The sequence below is a fragment of the Mesorhizobium sp. B2-3-2 genome (genome assembly GCF_006442295.1).
Taxonomy (GTDB): domain Bacteria; phylum Pseudomonadota; class Alphaproteobacteria; order Rhizobiales; family Rhizobiaceae; genus Mesorhizobium.
In genome coordinates, this window is record NZ_VFWA01000005.1 from 1 (window position 1) to 20585 (window position 20585).

At 62.6% G+C, this 20585-nt stretch carries 14 protein-coding genes; 3 read left to right on the forward strand and 11 right to left on the reverse strand.

Translation table 11 applies throughout. From position 1 onward, the window contains the following. Positions 1-205: 205 nt before the first annotated feature. The gene (locus FJ964_RS14175; protein ID WP_140550953.1) at positions 206-1324 is read right to left on the reverse strand and encodes a glycosyltransferase family 9 protein; all 1119 of its coding nucleotides are present in this window, start codon (positions 1322-1324) and stop codon (positions 206-208) included. 296 nt (positions 1325-1620) lie between these two features. On the opposite strand from FJ964_RS14175, the gene FJ964_RS14180 reads away from it, so the two are divergent. Beyond that, the gene (locus tag FJ964_RS14180) at positions 1621-1965 is read left to right on the forward strand and encodes a hypothetical protein (protein ID WP_140551299.1); all 345 of its coding nucleotides are present in this window, start codon (positions 1621-1623) and stop codon (positions 1963-1965) included. Between the two features lie 26 nt (positions 1966-1991). On the opposite strand, the gene FJ964_RS14185 is transcribed toward FJ964_RS14180, so the two are convergent. From FJ964_RS14185 to FJ964_RS14200, 4 genes are all read right to left on the reverse strand, one after another. Further along, positions 1992-3611, reverse strand: coding sequence for an ABC transporter ATP-binding protein (locus FJ964_RS14185; protein WP_140550954.1), 1620 nt, complete (start codon positions 3609-3611; stop codon positions 1992-1994). 1 nt (position 3612) lies between these two features. Continuing rightward, positions 3613-4731 carry an ABC transporter permease subunit gene (locus FJ964_RS14190; RefSeq protein WP_140550955.1) on the reverse strand — a complete coding sequence of 373 codons (1119 nt, stop codon included), beginning with the start codon at positions 4729-4731 and terminating at the stop codon, positions 3613-3615. Next, positions 4724-5647, reverse strand: coding sequence for an ABC transporter permease subunit (locus FJ964_RS14195; protein ID WP_140550956.1), 924 nt, complete (start codon positions 5645-5647; stop codon positions 4724-4726). The genes FJ964_RS14190 and FJ964_RS14195 overlap by 8 nt, the downstream gene beginning before the upstream one ends. Positions 5648-5818: 171 nt before the next feature. Continuing rightward, positions 5819-7411, reverse strand: coding sequence for a peptide ABC transporter substrate-binding protein (locus FJ964_RS14200; protein WP_140494803.1), 1593 nt, complete (start codon positions 7409-7411; stop codon positions 5819-5821). Positions 7412-7696: 285 nt separating this feature from the next. Between FJ964_RS14200 and FJ964_RS14205 the strand changes: the two genes are divergently transcribed. Beyond that, complete coding sequence (locus FJ964_RS14205; protein ID WP_140551300.1) at positions 7697-8143, forward strand: TadE/TadG family type IV pilus assembly protein; 447 nt, start codon at positions 7697-7699, stop codon at positions 8141-8143. Next, the gene (locus FJ964_RS14210) at positions 8143-9909 is read left to right on the forward strand and encodes a TadG family pilus assembly protein (RefSeq protein WP_140550957.1); all 1767 of its coding nucleotides are present in this window, start codon (positions 8143-8145) and stop codon (positions 9907-9909) included. The genes FJ964_RS14205 and FJ964_RS14210 overlap by 1 nt, the downstream gene beginning before the upstream one ends. Positions 9910-9929: 20 nt before the next feature. Here FJ964_RS14210 and FJ964_RS14215 read toward each other — a convergent pair whose 3' ends face one another. The 6 genes from FJ964_RS14215 to glgB all read right to left on the reverse strand — a co-directional run bounded on the left by FJ964_RS14215 (position 9930) and on the right by glgB (position 20517). Further along, a complete protein-coding gene (locus tag FJ964_RS14215; protein WP_140550958.1) occupies positions 9930-11564 on the reverse strand; it encodes an alpha-glucosidase family protein in 1635 nt (544 codons plus the stop codon). Next, positions 11564-13561 carry a glycogen debranching protein GlgX gene (gene glgX / locus FJ964_RS14220; protein ID WP_140550959.1) on the reverse strand — a complete coding sequence of 666 codons (1998 nt, stop codon included), beginning with the start codon at positions 13559-13561 and terminating at the stop codon, positions 11564-11566. Before glgX ends, FJ964_RS14215 begins: the two co-directional genes overlap by 1 nt. A gap of 256 nt (positions 13562-13817) precedes the next feature. After that, on the reverse strand, positions 13818-15446 hold the full coding sequence (locus tag FJ964_RS14230; RefSeq protein WP_140550960.1) for an alpha-D-glucose phosphate-specific phosphoglucomutase: 1629 nt from the start codon (positions 15444-15446) through the stop codon (positions 13818-13820). A gap of 3 nt (positions 15447-15449) precedes the next feature. Next, the gene (gene glgA, locus FJ964_RS14235; protein WP_140550961.1) at positions 15450-16895 is read right to left on the reverse strand and encodes a glycogen synthase GlgA; all 1446 of its coding nucleotides are present in this window, start codon (positions 16893-16895) and stop codon (positions 15450-15452) included. A 107-nt stretch (positions 16896-17002) separates the two neighbouring features. Continuing rightward, complete coding sequence (glgC, locus tag FJ964_RS14240) at positions 17003-18268, reverse strand: glucose-1-phosphate adenylyltransferase (RefSeq protein WP_140550962.1); 1266 nt, start codon at positions 18266-18268, stop codon at positions 17003-17005. A 2-nt stretch (positions 18269-18270) separates the two neighbouring features. Beyond that, on the reverse strand, positions 18271-20517 hold the full coding sequence (glgB, locus tag FJ964_RS14245; RefSeq protein ID WP_140550963.1) for a 1,4-alpha-glucan branching protein GlgB: 2247 nt from the start codon (positions 20515-20517) through the stop codon (positions 18271-18273). Positions 20518-20585 lie beyond the last annotated feature (68 nt).

Here is a 20585-nt window from a genome sequence, read left to right on the forward strand (position 1 = left end):
CATCAACACCTCCCGCAAAGCGAAAAGTGTTACCCATGTGTCCGGTACGTTTCGTCACCTATGTCTCGGGTCGTTCACAAGCACTTCGCGTGTTTGTCGCTCCCGCAACAGCGGCTCAGCGTTTGATGGGATCGCCGCCCGCTCCAACTCCTTGCTTTACGCAATTGCGGACGGAAAACCGCTGCACACTTTTCCTGGAATTGCTTTAGCTGACGCGGTCTATGAGTTCGATAGCCGCTTTCGTGACGTCGGCGGCATCAAGCCGTTGAACGCAATAAACGCCCCCTGCATTGCCCACCTTGCAGAGGGCCGGCGCTATGCACGTGCATGGCATCGGAGGCTGCAGCGTACGGTTAGGAACGCCAAGAGGCCCCCAGATGTCAGGTTGGGTCAGACCGAACAGGCCAACGACGGGCGTTTTCATGGCCGCGGCCAGGTGCATGGGTCCGCTCTCGTTGCCAAGAAAGATCAGGGCCTCGCCCAGCAGGGGCAAAAGGGTGGTCAGGGGTGCCTGGCCAACGAGATTCACGATCGGCGATGTTGCCGCATCCAACACCTTGCCTGCGATACCTGCCTCGTCGGGGCCGCCAACGATGACCGCCCGCAGACCCTTTCGCCGGTAAATCTCTCCCAGGACCGAAGCGAAACGGTCCGGCTGCCAGCAACGCCCTGGGAAACTGGCGCCGGCATGGACGGCGACAAACGACTTCCTTTCCAATTCGTGTCGGGCAAGCAGCTGCTTTGCCTGGCGCGAACCGGATTCGGTGGGCTTCAGGGACGGGATAGGATCGGTCACAGGAATGCCAAGGGCAAACAGCGGCGACAGGTACCGATGCAGATAATGCTCGCCGCCATGGCCGTATGTGGCGGCAAAGATGTTGGCGCTTTGGCGCTCCCAGAATTTCAGGGGCTGCTCCGATGGAACATAGCCCACGCGAAAGGGCGCCTTGACGAAGCGCATGACGAGCCGTGACGTCTTGGAGTCGGACAGATCGATGATAAGATCATAATCCGACTTCCTCAGATCGTGCAGGAGCCTGGATATTCCGGACATGCGCTCGAAAGGGGAGCCGCGCATTTTGCCGCGATCGAGCGAAACCACGCTGTCGGCGATGCCTTGCTCCAGAACGAATTTCGCCAGCGCCGCCTGGCATAGCATGGTGATCGTCGCGTTCGGAAACTCTGCCCGCAGATGCCTGACCAGAACCGAAGTTAGAACAACATCCCCGATAAACTTCGTCTGATTTATGAGTATTGATTGTACGTTGCCAGCCTTCGGCAGCGCCTTTGCCGGCTCTTTTGAATTCTTGATCCAACTTTTCATGGAATGACTATTCCATTTCAGCCAAAAAGAATCCAAAATTTTCGACAAACGATCGATCTAGGCAATAGCCGCGCAATGACAAGCTCGTTCTGTCCGCTGATATAGGATATCGCCTCAGCCATCAACCAGCCAGGAATATTTGTCAACGCAGGTGGGGCTCGCAGGTCTCTTTTCCGCCGAGGCCGAACTCGGGACCGTCGTGAATGTGAATGATCCCGGTTCGTTTCGGCGTACGTATGGATGCGAGCATATCGGAGGGTGGCCATGGTCGCTTACGCTGGAGTAAGGTCGTGGACATGAAATTGCAGTCGACCCCCAGCAGGCCGTTCATCCCCGTGCTCCTTCTCGCCCTTGTCGGAGGCTGCGCGTCGACCAGCGGATCGATCGACCCGGCGAATTACGACAAGATGACATGCGCCGAACTGAACAACGCCATCGGCGAAACCGCCAAAGGCATCTCGCAGACAGCCATCACGCGCGGCAAGGTCGCCAGCACCAGTGTTCCCAGATGGCTGCTGGGCGGCTCAAGCGTCAAGGCCGCGGTCGCCAATCGCGAAACGACCAGGATCGATCGGCTGAAGCAGCAGCAAGCGGCCATGGCCGCCGCCAGGGCGCGCAAATGCCCAGGGCTGGCGAATTGAGCTCAGGCGCCGCTGCCGGGCTCGCCTCACGCACTCAAACGAAACCGCGTGACATCGATCGCGGCACTCATCAGAGTCTGCGTGTAGGCGGCCTGCGGATTGCTGAAAATGTCTTCCGTCGGCCCTTCCTCGACGATCTTGCCCTGCTTCATGACGATGATGTAGTCGGCCATGGCGCGCACCACGGCGAGATCGTGGCTGATGAAGAGGTAAGACAGCTCATGGTCGGCCTGCAGCTTGCGCAGCAGTTCGACAATCTGTTTCTGCACCGAACGGTCGAGGGCTGAGGTCGGCTCGTCCAGCACCACCAGCTTGGGTTTGAGGATCATGGCGCGGGCGATTGCGATGCGCTGGCGCTGGCCGCCTGAGAATTCATGCGGATAGCGATTGCGCGAGTTGGGATCCAGGCCGACTTCGCGCAGCGCCTCGACGGCCCGCTGGTCGCGCTGCTTGCCCGAGAGGTTCGGTTCATGCACCAGCAGCCCTTCGGTGATGACCTGGCCGATGGTCATGCGCGGCGACAGCGAACCGAACGGATCCTGGAAGACCAGCTGCAACTGACGCCGCAGCGGCCGCATCGTCTGGCGGTCGGCGGTCGAGATATCGCGGTCGCCGAAGCGGATCACGCCATCGCTCGGCAACAGCCTCAGCAAAGCGCGGCCAAGCGTCGATTTTCCAGAGCCTGATTCGCCGACGATGCCGATCGTCTGATTGCGCCTCAGCCTGATCGAGATGTGGTCGACGGCGCGCAACATCAGCGGCTCGCCAGCCAGAAAGCCGCCGCCGATACGGAAGGTGACCTCGACGTTTCTGCCTTCGAGCAGGACCGGCGCATTGGCCGGCGGCGGCGCCTTGGTTCCGGTCGGCTCGGCCGCCAGCAGCATCTTGGTGTAGGCATGCTGAGGACTGGCGAAGATCGCTTGCGCGTCCCCCTCCTCCACCACTTCGCCGGAGCGCATGACATAGACCCGGTCGGCAAAGCGCCGCACGATGCCGAGATCGTGTGTGATGAAGACGATCGCCATGCCGAGCTTGCGCTGCAGCTCGGCCAGAAGCATGAGGATCTGCGCCTGGATGGTGACGTCGAGCGCTGTCGTCGGTTCGTCGGCGATCAGGATGTCGGGATCGTTTGCCAAAGCCATGGCGATCATGACGCGCTGGCGCTGGCCACCCGACATTTCGTGCGGATAGGATTTCATGCGCCGTTCGGGATCGGGAATATGCACCAGCCTGAGCAGGTTGAGCGCCTCCTCGCGCGCTTGCGCCGCATTCAAGCCGCGATGCCGGCGGATCGGTTCGATCAGCTGGTTGCCGATCGAATAGAGCGGATCGAGCGAGGTCATCGGCTCCTGGAAGATCATACTGATCTTGCGGCCGCGGACTTTGTTCAGCTCGGATTTGCTCAGCGTCAGAAGATTGCGGCCGCGATAATCGACACTGCCGGTGGCTTCTCCATTGGAGGCCAGCAGGCTCATCGCCGCCATCATCGTCTGGCTTTTACCGGAGCCGGATTCGCCTACCACAGCGACGGTTTCGCCCGCCTTGACATGGATGTTGATGCCTTTCACCGCCTCGACCGCGCCGTCGAGGGTGCGGAAGCGCACGCGAAGATCCTTTACGCTGAGAATGGTCTCTGCTGCGTCCATCTTAGCGGTCCTTGGGGTCGAGCGCATCGCGCAGGCCGTCGCCGACGAAGTTCAGGGCGAACAAGGTGGAGACCAGGAAGAAGGCAGGGAACAGAAGCAGCCAGTTGGCGGTGCCGATGTTCTTGGCGCCGACCGAGATCAGCACGCCCCAGCTGGTCATCGGCTCCTGGATGCCGAGCCCGAGGAACGACAGAAAACTCTCCAGGATAATGACCTGCGGCACCAGCAGCGTCATGTAGATCACCACCGGCCCGAGCAGGTTGGGAATGACGTGGCGCAAAAGGATGCCGCGCTGGCCGACCCCCATGGCCTCGGCCGCCTGGACATATTCCTGGCGGCGGATGGACAGCGCCTGGCCGCGCACGATGCGAGCCATGTCGAGCCACAGCACGGCGCCGACCGCCAGGAACATCAGCACGAAGTTGCGGCCGAAGAACACCACCAGCATGATGACGAAGAAGATGAAGGGCAGCGAATAAAGCACGTCGACGATGCGCATCATCACCTCGTCTACCCTGCCTCCGGCAAAGCCGGCAGTGGCGCCGTAGAGCACGCCGATGGCCACGGCCACGACGCCGGCGAGCAGACCGATGGCCAGCGAGACGCGCCCGGCCATCAGCGTCCGCGACAACAGATCGCGCCCGGTGTTGTCGGTGCCGAAAAGAAAATATTGCTGCTTGACCGAGGCGCTCATCGTCGCTTCCAGGCCATCGGGCGATTTGCTTTCGATCCTGGTGTCGTCGAAGGCATCGGACCGGTCGAGATAGCGGATGTTGCGGTCGTCGATTGCCTTGCTGGAGGTGACGGTGACGAAGACGCGATTGCCCTCCTGGCGCCACTCCTTGATGTCGACGCGCATGCGCCTGATCGCCTCATCAAGCGCGGTCTCGATCATGTCCGCCTTGGGATAGGCCGACAGGCTCGGCGGCGTACGCACATAATCACCATAGATGGTGGTGTATTGGTGCGGTACGAACCGGGGCCCGAACACGCTGATCACAGCGATCAGGATCAGATAGTAGAGGCTGAACATGGCGGCGCGGTTTGCCTTGAGGCGCGCCCAGGCATCGCCCCACAGCGAACGGCCGACGACCGGTGCGGCGATCGCGATATCAGTCATAGCGCACCCTCGGATCGACCACGGCATACATGACGTCGACGATCAGGTTGAAGACGATGGTGAAGATAGCGATGACCACCACCGTCCCCATCACCAGCGTGTAGTCGCGGTTGAGCGCGGCATCGACGAAGTAGCGGCCGACGCCCGGAATGGAGAAGATCGTCTCGACGATGATCGAGCCGGTGAGCAGTGCGGCGGCAGCCGGACCGGTGAAGGAGACGATCGGCAGGACGGCGCCGCGCAGCGCATGCTTGACCACCACCGACCAGTCGGACAGGCCAAGCGCGCGCGCCGTGCGGATGTGATGCGAGCGCAGCGATTCGATCATCGAGCCGCGCATCAGGCGGGCGACGATGGCGATCTGCGGCAGGGCAAGCGTCAGCACGGGACCGATCTTGTTGATGAGCGCGCCATCGCCCCAGCCGCCGATCGGCAACAGCTTCCAGGTCAATCCGAACACAAGCTGGATCACCGGCGCGATGACGAAGGTCGGGATGGTGCTGCCGGCGGTCGCCAGCGCAATCACCGTGTAGTCGCCAAGTTTGTTCTGGTTGAGCGCCGCAATGGTACCGAGCACGCTGCCGAGCAGCAGCGCCAGGACCAGCGCAGAGGCGCCGAGCTGAATGGAAATAGGCAGGCCCTTGGCGAAAAGCTCGGTGACGGTAAAGTCCGGCATATTGTAGCTCGGGCCGAAATTGCCGCGCAGGAGATTGCCGAGATAGTGGACATATTGCAGCCAGAGCGGGTCGGCGAGCCCGAACTGGGCTTCAAGATTGGCCCTGATCTCTGGGCTCAGGCCGCGCTCCTGGTTGAACGGGCCGCCCGGTGCGACGCGCATCAGGAAGAACGCCAACGTCACGATGACGAATAGCGTCGGAATGGCGGTCAGAAGCCGCCTGAAAATGTAGCGTAGCATCGGCGGTGCCCTGCTTCGGCCAGGGTGACGGGCATCCAACCGGACGCCCGCAGCGCTCTGGCACCTCTCATCTTCGCATCGTGGCCTGCGAAAATCGATTTCGACTTTCGGGCCCCTTGCGACGACAGATCGAACCGCCGTCCTGAACGGGCGGCGGGTCGATCAAGGTTTTCAATCCTTGGAGATGAAGCGGGACGGATGCACGTCCATGACGTTGTCGACGAAGCCATGCAGCTTCGGGGAAACGATATCGTGGTAGCTATAGTAGAGAAGCGGAATCTGTCCGACGTCATCGACGAGGATACGTTCGGCGGCGGCGAGTTCCTTCATGCGCTCTTCCGGCTTGCCGCCGGCGGCGGCCGCCTTGTCCATGGCCGCCTCGTATTGCGGGCTGTCATAGACCGAATAGTTGTTGCCGCTGGCCTTGCGCGAGATGCCCAGGAAGGTTTCCGGATCCTTGTAGTCGGCAATCCAGGCGGCGCGTGCCACGTCATAGTCGCCCCTCTGCTCGAGGAAGGAGTAGTGGGTCTTGGTGTCGGTGTTGAGCAGCGTGACGTCGACGCCGAGCGGCTTCAGCTGTTCCTGGATGGCGACCGCGGTATTCTTGTGGTTCTCCGACGTGTTGTAGCGGATCTCCATCTTCAGCGGATGCTCCGGCGTGTAGCCGAGCTTCTCGAGGATTTTTTTGGCTGCGTCCTCACGGTCGATCTGCGACATGTCGGCATATTTGGCCATTGCCGGCGTGTAGCCCTCGATGCCCGGAGGGACCATCGAATAGCCCGGCAGCATTGAGTTCTGCCAGACCTTCTCGGCGATGAAATCACGGTCGATGGCCATCGAGATGGCATTGCGCAGCTCGACATTGTCCCAAGGCTTCTTGTCGGTCTTGATCGCGTAGTAGTAGGTGCCGAGATACGGCCCCACCTTGATCTGGTCACCGAACTTGGCTTTGAGGTCGGCGAGCTGCTCGGTCGGGAGATCGTCGTAGCTGTCGAGTTCGCCGGCCTCGAAGCGCTTCATCGCCGACGAGCGATCCTCTGTCGGGATGTAGTTGACGACGTCGATCTTGACGCTTCCGGCATCCCAGAATTTCGGATTCTTGACCAGTTTCATATGATCGTTGGGAACCCACTCGGCCAGCGTATAGGGGCCGTTGGAAACGAGATTGCCCGGCTTGATCCAGTCGGCGCCGAGCTTGTCCATGGACGCCTTGTTGACCGGATAGGTCGCCTGATGGGTCAGCATTTCGAGGAAATAGGGCGTCGGCGCCTTCAGCGTCACTTCAAGGGTTGTCGCGTCGATCGCCTTGACGCCCATGTCCTCGGGCTTGCCCTTCTTGGTGTTGACTTCCTCGGCGTTCTTGACGGGATAGAGCATCGAGGCATATTCGGCGGCCGTGGCCGGGTCTTCGAGGCGACGGAAAGCGAAGACGAAGTCTTCGGCCGTCACTGGGCTGCCGTCGGACCACTGGCCGTCCTTCCTGAGCTTGAAGGTGTAGACCGTGCCGTCATCCGACACCGTCCAGCTCTCGGCGGCGCCGGGGATGACGTTGGCCTTCTCGTCCTGCATCACCAGGCCCTGGAACAGGTCGCGCAAGACATTGGCTTCGTAGACCGTCGAGGTCTTATGCGGATCAACCGACTCGGATTCGGCAGCAGTGCCCCTGTTGTAGACGACCTCGGCAAAGGCCGGCGTGTAAAATGTTCCGGCGGCCAGCGCCATGGTTGTGGCGAATGCCGTCGCCTTCAGCATGTTTTTCAGCATGAAGTTTCTCCCTGTCGGCGCTGCCAACGGCGCGCCTTTGCGTGTTGACGCCCCGGGACCGATGTCTGGCCCCTTTGAGCGCGCCGCCGGTTCCCTCCGTCGGCTGGTGGCAGGAGACTAGACAGGCGGCAAGCTCTTTTCAACCGAGTACTGATTGACCCTAAGTCAATAGCCAGGAATCAAAGAAGCCGCGGCTAAATTAGCGCAGCTTTTCAATCATACACACTTCCAGGTTGCGCCTAGAGTTTTCGCTTTCTGCATGCGAACTTTGGCATGCTCGGCGGCATGGTTCAGAACCTCATTCGCCGGATCCAGGGGCGCCGATTCCAGACAGACACTTCGGGAACTTCGGCGGTTGAGTTCGCTCTGCTGTCACCAATATTCATCCTTCTCCTGCTCGGAATGGTTGCATATGGTATCTATTTCGGCGCTGCCAGTTCAATACAGCAAATCGCGGCGGATGCCGCCCGGACGGCCATCTCGGGGCTGAACCAGACCGAGCGGCAGACGCTGGTGGCCTCGTTTCTCGCCAATAATGCCGGTGGATATCCCTTCGTCGACGCCAGCAAGCTGACCTACCAGGCCAATGACAGCACGGCCGACGGCAATCAGTTCGTGGTGTCGATCCAGTACGATGCCCGCAACCTGCCGATCTGGAGTCTGTTTCCGGGCATAGCCATGCCGGATACTACGATTAAGCGCCAGTCCACGATCAGGGTGGGAGGTATCTAATGGCTTTGGATGCGCGCAAGGGTGCCGGCTGGCTCGCGCGGTCGATGATGCGAGACAGGAAGGCGAACTTCGCCGTCATGACCGCATTGAGCGCCCCCGTTGCCTTGGCGCTGGCGGCGGTCGCCATTGACGAGGCCTCCATCTACACCGAGCGCCGGGAAGCACAGGCAATGGTCGACCTGGCAGCGATCACCGCGGCTTCGAACATCGACAATGTCCAGACCGCGGTCGTGACCACGCTCACCGACAACGGCATGCCAGGTGTCGTCGTTCAAGGCGCGGGTCAGACCATCCCCGCGGCGGTCGGCAAAACCGTCGTGACGGTCACGCCCGGCCGGTATGCCGGGGCTTCCTCGGTCAATGTGGGTCAACGCTTCCAGGCAGGCGCAGCGCCTTACAACGCGGTCCATGTGACCCTGCGCAAGATCCCCAACCGCTATTTCGCAAGCTCGCTGATCCCCACGCCCGTCATTGGCACCGAGGCCACCGCCAGCATGACACCACAGGCCACCTTCTCGGTCGGATCAAGGTTGCTCAGCGTCAATACCAGCAACAGCCCCATCCTTAACGCGCTTCTCGGCGGGCTCCTCGGCGGCAACATCTCGCTCAGCGTCATGGATTACAACGGATTGATCTCGGCCGATGTCAGCGTGCTTTCCTTCCTCGATGCCCTGGCGGTGCAGTTGAACCTGACGGGTGTGACCTATTCGGACGTTCTGGCCTCGAAGGCTACAGTCGGCCAGGTCGCCACCGCCATGGCCAATGTTCCCGGGCTGGGCAACACGGCCAAGGCCGCCCTGCAAACCATCGCGACCAAATCGACCAGCACGATCAAGATTCCGCTCAGCCATCTCATTGACCTCGGTTCCGTCGGCAGCCTCGGCCTCGGGCAAAGGCCGGCCGGCCTTGGCGTTGACGCCAGCGCGATGGGAATGCTGATGGCCGCCGCCGGACTGGCAAACGGTTCGAAGCAGATCGACCTCGGTCTCAGCACCGGCATACCGGGGGTGCTGTCGAGCACGCTCGCCATCGCCGTCGGCGAACCGCCGCAATCCACGCCATGGCTGACGGTCGGCGAAGTCGGTACCGTTGTGCGGACGGCCCAGACCCGCATCAAGCTGGTGGTGAAGATCGGAGCCGGCAACAGCAATGTCGGAGGCGGTATCACCCTGGTGTCGGTCAGCCTGCCTCTGCATGTCGAAGTCGCCTATGCCGAGGCCAAGCTCGCCGACATAAGTTGTCCGACCGGCCCTGGCAGTATCAAGGTCACCATCGCTACGCGCCCCGGTATCGTCGAAGGGCATCTCGGTGACAGCAGCAGCGCCGGCTTTGCCGATTTCATCAGCAAGGAGACGTTTTCCAACACCGAGATCGCGGCCGTGAAACTTCTGCTCATCCCCGTGCTGTCAGTGGTGGGCTCAGCGGCGTTTGACATGGCCAACAACACGCCGACGACTTTGACCTTCAACAAGGCTGATATCGATGCCAAGACGATAAGGACCGCCTACACGCAGAATTTCACCCAGTCGTTGACTACGTCGCTGGTCAGCGATTTGTCGCTGACGGCGAATTTACTGGGTCTGCCGCTGAATCTGAACAGCCTTCTGGGATTTGTGAAGCCGCCGGTGGTGGCGCTTCTGAACGGCGTGGCGGCCCCGGTCGACAGTTTGCTTACCAATCTGCTCGGAGCTCTTGGCGTGCGTCTCGGCGAGGCCGACGTCCGGGTCACCGGCGCAACGTGCGGGCGTGCCGTGCTTGTCCAGTAAGGTGGCCGGCACGCGCTGAATCAGGCAAGCCGTCCAAGAAAGCATCCGAGTGCCGGCAGCAAAAGCCCGGCCTCCCCGGCGAGCGAGGCATCGCCGCCAAGTTTCGCAGCCGCTCCTAAGCCTTGCGGCAGCGGCCAATTGGCGGGTTCCCCGGCGAAATTGAAGGCACAGAGCAGCCTCTCATCGCCATGCTCGCGGACAAAGGCCAGCACATCGCCTTCGGCGTCGAGAAAGTGGATCGAACCGCCGACCAGCGCCGGATGCCGCTTGCGCAAAGCGAGCGCCGAACGGTACGCGGAAAGTACCGATTGCTCATCGCCGCTCTGTACATCGACCGCGCGAGCGCGATGGCTTTCCGGCACCGGCAGCCAGGGTTTGCCGGTGGAGAAGCCCACATTGTCGGCGCCGGACTCCCAGACCATGGGTGTGCGGCAGCCATCCCTTCCCTTCACACCGGGCCAGAACCGGATGCCGACCGGATCGCGCAGGTCCTCATAGGCAAGTTCCGCCTCCTGCAAACCGAGCTCCTCGCCCTGGTAGAGTGAGATCGAGCCACGCAGGCACGAGAGCAACATGATCGAGAATTTGGCCACCGTGTCGGGATCGTCGCCAGGCCGCGTCCAGCGGCTGACATGACGCATGACGTCATGATTGGAAAACGCCCAGCAGACCCAGCCATCGGCGACAGCATTTTCGAAAGCCTCGACACAGCCGCGCACATGCGCCGCCGAAAATTGCGGGCCGAGCAGATCGAAGGTGTAGCACATCTGCAGCTTGTCGCCGCCGGAGGTGTAGGCGGCCAGCGTCTGCAGGGAGCGCCTCTCATCGCCGATTTCGCCGACGGCGGCGCGATCCCCGTACTCGTCGAGCAGCGCCCGAAAGCGCCGCAGGAACGCCAGGTTTTCCGGCTGCGTCTTGTCGAACAGGTGCTCCTGGTAGAGGTAGGTGTTGGTCTCGGCATTGGTGCCTGCAACGCTCGACGCCAAGGGCGGATTGCTGCGCAGCCAGCGGTCGTGGACGTAGTAGTTGACGGTATCCAGCCGAAAGCCGTCGACGCCGCGCTCCAACCAGAACCGCACCGTATCCAGGAGCGCGTCCTGGACCTCGGGATTGTGGAAATTGAGATCCGGCTGCGAAGCGAGGAAATTGTGCAGGTAGTACTGCCGGCGGGTCGCATCCCACTCCCATGAGGGGCCGCCGAAGACCGACAGCCAGTTGTTGGGCGCGCCGCCATCGGGCCTGGCGTCGGCCCACACATACCAGTCGGCCTTTGGATTGTCGCGGCTGGCGCGGCTTTCGACGAACCATTCGTGCCTGTCGGAGGAATGAGACAGCACCTGGTCGATGACGATCTTCAGGCCGAGCCGGTGTGCTTCGGCAACCAGAACGTCGAAATCCTCCAACGTGCCGAACATCGGATCGACGTCGCGATAGTCCGACACGTCGTAGCCCATATCGGCCATCGGCGACTTGAAGAAGGGCGACAGCCAGACAGCATCCGCACCGAGCGAGGCGATATGGGCGAGCCTTGATGTGATGCCGGCGAGATCGCCACTGCCGTCGCCGGTCGTGTCCTGGAAGGAACGCGGATAGACCTGGTAAATCGCGCAGCCGCGCCACCAGTCGACCGGCCGCTCGGCATTATCGTCAGCCATCACGATCCTTTCCCTGTGTCGGCCATTCCGGCCCCGCGCTCGATCATGAAATTCACGCTGCGGCCCGGCAGCGCGCGAGAAAGATCAACGGCTTGCGCTTCGATGGCGGGATGCCATTGGAATCCGTCTCGCGTGGGCAAAGTGAAGATGCATTGGCGGCGATCGCCATTGATCATGACGGCAAGCCGGCCATCCACGCCGCCGAGCAGCATGACGAGGCGATGCCGGGCGGGATCGTTCCAATCCGCCTCGCCAAGCGGCGCCCCCGTCTCGGTGAGCCAGGTGACGTCGGCCGTGTCCGAACCCGCCAGCGGCTGACCGGTGAGGAAATGCGTATTGGAGAGCGCCGGCACCGCGTGGCGCAAAGCGGCCAGCGCATATGCGTAGCCTTCCAGCGCCTGGTCGCGGCCCGCCCAGTCGAGCCAGGTGATGGTGTTGTCCTGCGCGTAGGCGTTGTTGTTGCCCTTCTGGCTGCGGCCGAATTCGTCGCCTGATGTCAGCATGATGGTGCCGCGCGAGGCGAACAGCGCAGCGAGCAGCGCACACTGGTCGCTGAAGCGCGCCTTCCTGATTGCTGCGTCGTCCGTCTCGCCCTCGGCGCCGTTGTTCCAGGACAGGTTCTCGTTGTGGCCGTCGCGATTTTGCTCGCCATTGGCCTCGTTGTGCTTCTCCTCATAGGCGACGATGTCGGCCAGCGTCATACCGTCATGCGCCGCGATGAAATTGACGCTTCGGCTGGTCGGCTGCCCAGCCCTGCCGAAAATATCGGACGAGCCGGCAAGCCGTGTGGCGAGCACGCCGACACCGCCGGCATCGCCGCGCCAGAAGCGCCTGACATCGTCGCGATAGCGGTCGTTCCATTCGAGGAAAGGCGGGGGAAAATTGCCAAGCTGATAGCCGTCGGGGCCGACGTCCCAGGGTTCGGCGATCAACACACGATCTGAAAGGACAGGATCGACGGCGATCGCCTCAAGCAAGGGCGCCGAGGGCTCGAAGGTGCCGCCGACGCGCCCCAGCACCGGCGCCAGGTCGAAACGAAATCCGTCGACGCCGGCGTGGCGGACGAAATGGCGAAGCGTGTGGAGCACCATTTCCCGCACCACCGGATAGTCGCACGCGACCGTGTTGCCCGTGCCGGTGTCATTGACCAGCCTGCCATCCGGCTGATGCCGGTAGTAAGCCAGATTGTCGAGGCCGCGCAGCGACAATGTCGGACCGAGCCTGTCGCTTTCGCCCGTATGGTTGAAGACGAGGTCGAGAATGGTGCCGATGCCGGCTGCACGCAGCGCGGCAACGGTGTCGCGCAATTCGGCCAGGCCGCCAGGCGTCAGGCGCGGGTCGAGCGCCATGAAGGTGACAGGGTTGTAGCCCCAGGCGTTGCTCAACCCGAGCGGCGGCAGATGCCGCTCGTCGATCGACGCGGTCACCGGCATCAGTTCGACGGCGGAGACGCCGAGCCTTTGCAGGTGCTCGATGACAGCCGGATGAGCAAGTGCGGCGATCGTGCCGCGCCGGCTTTCCGGTATATCGGGATGCCGCATGGTGAAGGCGCGCACCGGCACTTCGTAGATCAGGCCGCCGGGACGGAACAGCGGCGGCGGCACAGGCACAGCCGTGGGCAGGGCTTTCGCCACGGCCTTCGGCATCAGCGGCGCGGTGTCGGCACCCTCGTAGCGGCGCGCTGCGAGGCGCCAATGATAGGCATAGGGTCGGTCGATTTCGACGGCGTAGGGATCGGTCAGCAGCTTGTCGGGGTCGAACCAAAATCCGCGCTCGGGAGCGTAGTCGCCATCGGCGCGGAAGCCGTAGCGGGTGCCCTCGGCAAGGCCGGAGACGAAGAGTGCATGTACGCCGTCCCCTTCTGGCCGCAGTTCCAGCCGGTCGAGTTCGCGGTTTCCTTGGCCGTCGAAGATCGAGACCCACAAGCGATGCGCCGATGACGACCAGACGGCAAAGCGGATGCCGTCACGGGTGATGGTGGCACCGAATTGGTTCACGGGAAAATGTCGCCCAGGTTAGCGCGAGGCACCCCCCTCTGCCCTGCCGGGCATCTCCCCCTCAAGGGGGGAGATCGAACTGCCTCATCGCTTTCGCTAACGGCCAACGCAGCATGAGGAACGAGGCGCTGAAACTGTCGATCTCCCCCCTTGAGGGGGAGATGGCCGGCAGGCCGGAGGGGGGTACAGCGCCATACGCCCGTCATTGTCTCGCCTGATACTCTGCGAGCAGCTATGGGCGCACGCAGCACCACCCTCAAGTAATCACGCTCGGCTTGTTGCGGCCGGTGTGGCTCCTGATTCCCGCGATGTCATCCGCTGCCGCGATCAGATCGGCGAGCGCTGCCTGCGTGTCGAGATCGTGCCTGGCCTTGTCCGGTTCGTAGCGCTCGATGTAGACGCGCAAGGTGGCGCCCGAGGTGCCCGTGCCGGAAAGCCGGAAGACGACGCGCGAGCCACCTTCGAACATCACCCTGATACCTTGATGCTCGCTCACCGAACCGTCGACCGGATCGTGATAGGCGAAGTCGTCGGCCTTGGCGATCTTCAGGCCGCGCACGCTGGTGCCGGGCAGCGAGCCAAGTTTGGCGCGCAGTTCGTCGATCAGCGCATTGGCGCGCGCGCTCTCGACTTCCTCGTAGTCATGGCGCGAATAGTAGTTTCGGCCGTAGGTCGCCCAGTGCCCGGTGGCGATCTGCTTACAGCTCTCGCCGCGCGCGGCGAGGATGTTGAGCCACAGGAGCACGGCCCACAGGCCGTCCTTCTCGCGCACATGGTTGGAGCCGGTGCCGGCACTTTCCTCGCCGCAGATGGTCGCCATGCCGGCATCGAGCAGATTGCCGAAGAATTTCCAGCCGGTCGGCGTCTCATACATGCCGATGCCGAGTTTTTCGGCGACGCGGTCGGCGGCCCCGCTGGTCGGCATCGAGCGGGCGATGCCCTTCAAGCCTTTCTTGTAGCCCGGCGCCAGGCGGGCGTTGGCGGCAAGCATGGCGAGAGAATCCGACGGGGTGACGAAAATACCCTTGCCGATGATCAAATTGCGGTCGCCGTCACCGTCGGAGGCGGCACCGAAATCCGGCGCGTCCGGTCCCATCATCTCGTCATAGAGATGTTTGGCATGGACCAGGTTCGGATCCGGATGGTGGCCGCCGAAATCCGGCAGCGGCTTGAAGTTGCGGCAGGTGCCATCGGGCGCGCCGAGCCGGTGTTCGAGGATCTCCTTGGCGTAGGGACCGGTCACCGCGTGCATGGCGTCGAAGCGCATGCGAAAGCCCGACTTGAACAGTTTGCGCAGTGCGTCGAAATCGAACAGGCTTTCCATCAGATCGGCATAGTCGGCGACCGGGTCGATGATCTCGACGGTCATGCCGGCGGCCTTGACGGTGCCGACCGTGTCGATGTCGATCGCATCGATGTCGGCGGTCTTGAAGCTGGAAATCGCCTTGCTCCTGGCGAAGATCGCATCGGTCAGCTTTTCCGGCGCCGGACCGCCATTGCCGGCATTGTATTTGATGCCGAAATCCTCATGCGGGCCACCCGGATTGTGGCTGGCCGACAGGATGATGCCGCCGAACGTCTTGTATTTGCGGATAATATGCGAAGCGGCCGGCGTCGACAGGATGCCGCCCTGCCCAACCATCACCTTGCCGAACCCATTGGCGGCGGCCATGGCGATGGCCTTCTGGATGACCTCGCGATTGTAGAAGCGGCCGTCGCCGCCGATCACCAGGGTCTTGCCCTTGAACCCGTCCAGCGCGTCGAAGATCGACTGGATGAAGTTCTCGGCATAGTGCTCCTGCTGGAACACAGGCACCTTCTTGCGCAGTCCCGAAGTGCCGGGCTTCTGGTCGGAATAGGGTTTGGTGGGGACGGTGCGTATCATGCTTCAAACAACCCTTTTCGAAAGCAGCAGGCGATAGAGTTCAACATATTTGTCAGCGCTTCGATCCCAGGACAGGTCGGTCTTCATGCCCTGGCGCTGGATGGCCTCGAAGATCGCGGGGCTGGCATGGGCGTCGGCCAGGCGGCGGATGGCGTGAAGCAGCGCGCTGCCATCGTTGGGCGCGAACTGGAACCCGGTCGCCACGCCGGCGGCAATCGCCGCCTCGTTGGCGTCGATGATGGTATCGGCGAGGCCGCCAGTGCGGGCGACCACCGGCACGCAGCCATAGCGCAGGCCATAAAGCTGCGTCAGTCCGCAAGGCTCGAAGCGCGACGGGATGACGATGGCGTCGCAGCCGCCCTGCATGACATGAGACAGGCCTTCGTCATAGCCGACGACCACGCCTATGCGGCCGCGGTGGCGCGCGGCAGCGGCGAGCAGCGCGCCTTCGAGGCCGGCATCGCCCGAGCCGAGAATGGCCAGCCGCGCGCCCGTCGCAACGATGCCGTCGACCGCCGTCGCCAATATATCCATGCCCTTCTGCCAAGTCAGGCGGCTGACGACGCAGACGATCGGGCTACCGTCGCGATCGAGCCCGAAACGGTCCTCGACAGCGGCCCTGTTGGGCGCGCGCGCCTTGAGCGAGGCGGCCGTATAGTTCGACACCAGATGCCTGTCGGTTTCCGGGTTCCAGATGGCGGTGTCGATGCCGTTGACGATGCCATAGAGATCGCTGGAACGCATGTTGATGAGGCCGTCGAGACCCATGCCGAATTCGGGTGAGCGGATTTCCTGCGCATAGGTCGGGCTGACGGTGGTGATTGCCCAGGCGGCCTGCAGGCCGGCCTTGAGGAAGCCGACGCCGCCATAATATTCCACGCCGTCAAGCGCCATCGCCGCCGTCGGCAGGCCGAGTTCGCCGAAGATGCCGGCGCCGAACTGCCCCTGGAAGGCGAGATTGTGGACGGTCATCATCGACGGCGTGCCCACCGCCTTGCCGTAGCGCATATAGGCCAGCGTCATCGCCGACTGCCAATCATGGGCATGCACGATATCGGGCATGTAACCGGAGATGGCGCCGCCGGCGATATCGGCGCCGGCCTGGCTGAGCGCTGCGAAACGGCGCCAATTGTCCGGCCAATCGGCACCCGCGGCATTGCCGTAGGGACCGCCGGGGCGATCGAACAGATGCGGCGCATCGAGCACGAAAAGATCGAGCCCGGCAAGCTGGACAGAATGGACCGAGGCCTTGCCGCCCTGCAGCAGCGGATACTTGTAGACAGCCTTCTTTTTCTTGAAGGCGTCCATCACCATGGGAAAGCCCGGAATAAGCGTGCGCATGGTCACGCCTTTGGCGGCCAGCGCGACGGGCAGCGCGCCGGTCACATCGGCAAGCCCGCCGGTCTTGATCAGCGGAAAGATCTCGGGCGTGACCGACAGAACCTGCATGCGCTTACCGAACCGCTCCTGGTGCATGTAGCCTACAACCGTGCAGCGGTTCTTGGGCTAGGACATGCACAAACCACCCTAAAGTGACAGCTTGTTGATCAACCTGATCAGGTTGACAACTTGTTGATCATGTCCTGCGTGATCAGGCAGATACCCTTTTCCGAAACGCGGAAGCGCTTGGCGTCGAGCACGGGATCCTCACCGACCACCAGCCCTTCCGGTATCCTTACACCGTGGTCGATGACCACGCGCTTCAACTTTGCGTTCCGGCCGACATGAACGTCGGGCAGCATGACGACCTCTTCCAGTGTCGAATAGGAATTGATGCGCGCGCCTGTGAAGATCAGGCTTTTGCGGAGCGTGGCGCCCGAGACGATGCAGTCGCCCGACACCAGCGAGGACACGGCCGAGCCGCGCCGTCCATCCTCGTCATGGACGAATTTCGCCGGCGGCTTCAGTTCGGCATAGGTCCAGATTGGCCAGTCGCGGTCGTAGAGGTCGAGTTCGGGCGTCACGTCGGTCAGGTCGATATTGGCTTCCCAATAGGCATCGACGGTGCCGACGTCGCGCCAGTAGGCCTCGTTCTCGGCGGTCGAACGCACGCACGACTTGGCGAAGCGGTGGGCGATCGCCTTACCGTGCTCGACGATATAGGGAATGATGTCCTTGCCGAAGTCACGGCTCGAGCCGGGCTCGGCCGCGTCGCGGCGCAACTGCTCCATCAGGAACCTGGTCTTGAACACGTAGATGCCCATCGAGGCCAGGGCGAACTCGGGTTTGTCAGGAATGCCGGGAGGATCGGCGGGCTTTTCGACGAAGGCGATGATGTTGTCCTTGGCATCGACATGCATGACGCCGAAGCCGGTGGCCTCCATGCGCGGCACTTCGAGGCAGCCGACCGTGACATCGGCGCCCGCGTCGACATGCTGGCGCAGCATCATCTCGTAATCCATCTTGTAGATGTGGTCGCCGGCCAGGATGACCATGTATTCCGGACCATAGGCCTCGATGATGTCGATGTTCTGGTAGACCGCGTCGGCCGTTCCTTCATACCACTGCGTCTCCGACACGCGCTGGCTGGCCGGCAGGATGTCGAAGCTTTCGTTTCGTTCGGGCCGCAGGAAGTTCCAGCCGCGCTGCAAATGGCGGATCAGCGAATGCGCCTTGTATTGGGTTGCAACGCCGAGGCGGCGGATGCCGGAGTTGAGGGCGTTGGAGAGCGCAAAATCGATGATGCGGGTCTTGCCGCCGAAATAGACCGCCGGCTTGGCGCGCCGGTCGGTCAGTTCCTTGAGGCGGCTGCCGCGGCCGCCGGCCAGCACATAAGCCATGGCGTCGCGGGCCAGCGGCTGGGTTCGTTTCGAGTTTGCCATTTCTACCCTCCCAAGTTACCCGGTCTCGACATGGCTTGTTCCGCGACCAGTTCAAGCATGATCGTCGACAGCGGCGGCAAGAGCATCGTTGCGGAGATGCCCCCCTCCACCGCCCGCGCTTCGACGGCGCCGCCATTGCCCTTGCCGGATCCGCCATATTCGGAAGCGTCCGTATTGATGATTTCGCGCCATGTGCCTGCTTTCGGCAGCGGCACGCGGTAATTGTCGCGCGGCACCGGCGTGAAATTGGAGATGATCGCGACCGGATTGCCTCCCGGCGCGCTGCGCAGCCAGGCAAAGACGGAATTCTGGCTGTCATCGACGATCAGCCAGGAAAAGCCTTCCGGCTCGCAATCGCGGCCGTGCAGGGCCGGACGCGAGCGGTAGAGATAGTTGAGGTCGCGCACCACCTGCCAGACACCGCGATGCGAGCGGAAATCGAGAAGACTCCAGTCGAGCGCGCGCGCCTCGCTCCATTCGCGGCGCTGCGCGAACTCCTGGCCCATGAACAGCAGCTTCTTGCCGGGGTAGCCCCACATGAAAGCGTAGTAGGCGCGCAAGGTCGCGAACTTTTGCCAATCGTCGCCGGCCATCTTGCCAAGCAGCGTGCCTTTGCCGTGCACGACCTCGTCATGCGAGAGCGGCAGCACGAAGTTTTCCGAGAAGGCATAGACCAGGCCGAAGGTGAGGTCGTTGTGGTGGTGTTTGCGGAAGATCGGCTCCTTGGAGAAATACTCCAGCGTGTCGTGCATGAAGCCCATATTCCACTTGAAGCCGAAGCCCAGCCCGCCTTCATGGACCGGAGCCGAGACCTTCGGCCACGAGGTCGATTCCTCCGCGATGGTCACGACGCCTGGATGGTGGCCGTAGAGCTCCTTGTTCATCTTCTGCAGGAAGCTGACCGCCTCGAGGTTCTCGCGGCCGCCCTTCTCGTTGGGGATCCATTCGCCTTGCTTGCGCGAATAATCGAGGTAGAGCATCGAGGCGACCGCGTCGACGCGCAGTCCGTCGACATGGTATTTTTCGGCCCAGAACAGCGCGTTGTTGACCAGGAACGACACCACTTCGCGGCGGCCGAAATTGTAGATCGCCGTGTTCCAGTCGGGATGAAAACCCTGGCGCGGATCGGCATGTTCGTAGAGCGCGGTGCCGTCGAAATGGATGAGGCCATGCTCGTCGACCGGAAAATGCGCCGGCACCCAGTCGAGGATGACGCCGACGCCGGCACGGTGGGCGCCGTCGACAAAGCGGGCAAAGCCGGACGGGTCACCAAAGCGGGCCGACGGTGCGTAGAGGCCGGTCGTCTGGTAGCCCCAGGAAGGATCATAGGGATGTTCGGAGATCGGCATGAACTCGATGTGGGTGAAGCCGGTCTCGACGACATAGGGGATCAGCCGGTCGGCCAGTTCATCCCATGACAGAAACGTGCCGTCATCGCGAAGCTGCCAGGAGCCGGCATGGACCTCGTAGATGGAGATGGCCTCGCGCCGGGGATCGGCATTGCGCCAGAAACTGCGATGCGCCTCATCGCCCCATTGATGGGCGGGCGACGCAGCGGTCACCGAAGCGGTCGCCGGGCGCAGTTCGGACTTGAAGGCAAACGGATCGGCCTTGAGCGGGAGCCTCACGCCATCGGGGCCGATGATCTCGTATTTATAGGGCCTGCCGGCGCCGATATCGGGGATGAACACCTCCCAGATGCCGGTGTCCCGGCGGTCGCGCATCGAATGGCGGCGGCCGTCCCAGTCGTTGAAATCGCCGACCACCGAGACGCGCCTTGCGTTGGGGGCCCAGACGGCGAAATGCACGCCGGTGGCGCCTTCGTGCTCGATGACATGCGCGCCGAGCTTGTCGAACAGCCTCAGATGCGAGCCCTCGGCAATGTAGTAATCGTCCATCGGACCGAGCACCGGGCCGAAAGAATAGGGATCGGTCAGCCACCAGTCGCCGCCGGCATTCCTGGCGTGATAGCGCAACGGCTGGCGCTTCCTGATCGACAGCTTGCCTTCGAAAAAGCCGCCATCGTCACGCCTGGACAATTCACCAGCAATCATGCCGGTCAGCGTATAGGCGGTGACGAACTCCGCATGCGGGACGAAGCAGCGGGCAAACAGGTTCTTGCCGACCTCATGGACGCCGAGGACCGCAAACGGATCGCCGTGCGTGCCGGCGACAATCGCCGCGACATCGCTGGCCGGCGCCGATCCGTCCGGCCCGCTTGTCGCAGCGGTCGCGCGCGGTTTCCTCATCGGGCAGTGTCCCTCCCCGGGCACCAAATGTTTGTTTTAAGGTATAAATTCGGCGTTCGAACTCACAC

Coding starts and splice junctions, on each gene's coding strand:
- FJ964_RS14215 (WP_140550958.1), bottom strand. CDS start 11,564: ATGGCTGACGATAATGCCGAGCGGCCGGTCGACTGGTGGCGCGGCTGC.
- FJ964_RS14195 (WP_140550956.1), bottom strand. CDS start 5,647: ATGCTACGCTACATTTTCAGGCGGCTTCTGACCGCCATTCCGACGCTA.
- FJ964_RS14175 (WP_140550953.1), bottom strand. CDS start 1,324: ATGAAAAGTTGGATCAAGAATTCAAAAGAGCCGGCAAAGGCGCTGCCG.
- FJ964_RS14210 (WP_140550957.1), top strand. CDS start 8,143: ATGGCTTTGGATGCGCGCAAGGGTGCCGGCTGGCTCGCGCGGTCGATG.
- glgA (WP_140550961.1), bottom strand. CDS start 16,895: ATGCAGGTTCTGTCGGTCACGCCCGAGATCTTTCCGCTGATCAAGACC.
- FJ964_RS14200 (WP_140494803.1), bottom strand. CDS start 7,411: ATGCTGAAAAACATGCTGAAGGCGACGGCATTCGCCACAACCATGGCG.
- FJ964_RS14180 (WP_140551299.1), top strand. CDS start 1,621: ATGAAATTGCAGTCGACCCCCAGCAGGCCGTTCATCCCCGTGCTCCTT.
- FJ964_RS14205 (WP_140551300.1), top strand. CDS start 7,697: ATGGTTCAGAACCTCATTCGCCGGATCCAGGGGCGCCGATTCCAGACA.
- FJ964_RS14230 (WP_140550960.1), bottom strand. CDS start 15,446: ATGATACGCACCGTCCCCACCAAACCCTATTCCGACCAGAAGCCCGGC.
- glgB (WP_140550963.1), bottom strand. CDS start 20,517: ATGAGGAAACCGCGCGCGACCGCTGCGACAAGCGGGCCGGACGGATCG.
- glgC (WP_140550962.1), bottom strand. CDS start 18,268: ATGGCAAACTCGAAACGAACCCAGCCGCTGGCCCGCGACGCCATGGCT.
- FJ964_RS14190 (WP_140550955.1), bottom strand. CDS start 4,731: ATGACTGATATCGCGATCGCCGCACCGGTCGTCGGCCGTTCGCTGTGG.
- FJ964_RS14185 (WP_140550954.1), bottom strand. CDS start 3,611: ATGGACGCAGCAGAGACCATTCTCAGCGTAAAGGATCTTCGCGTGCGC.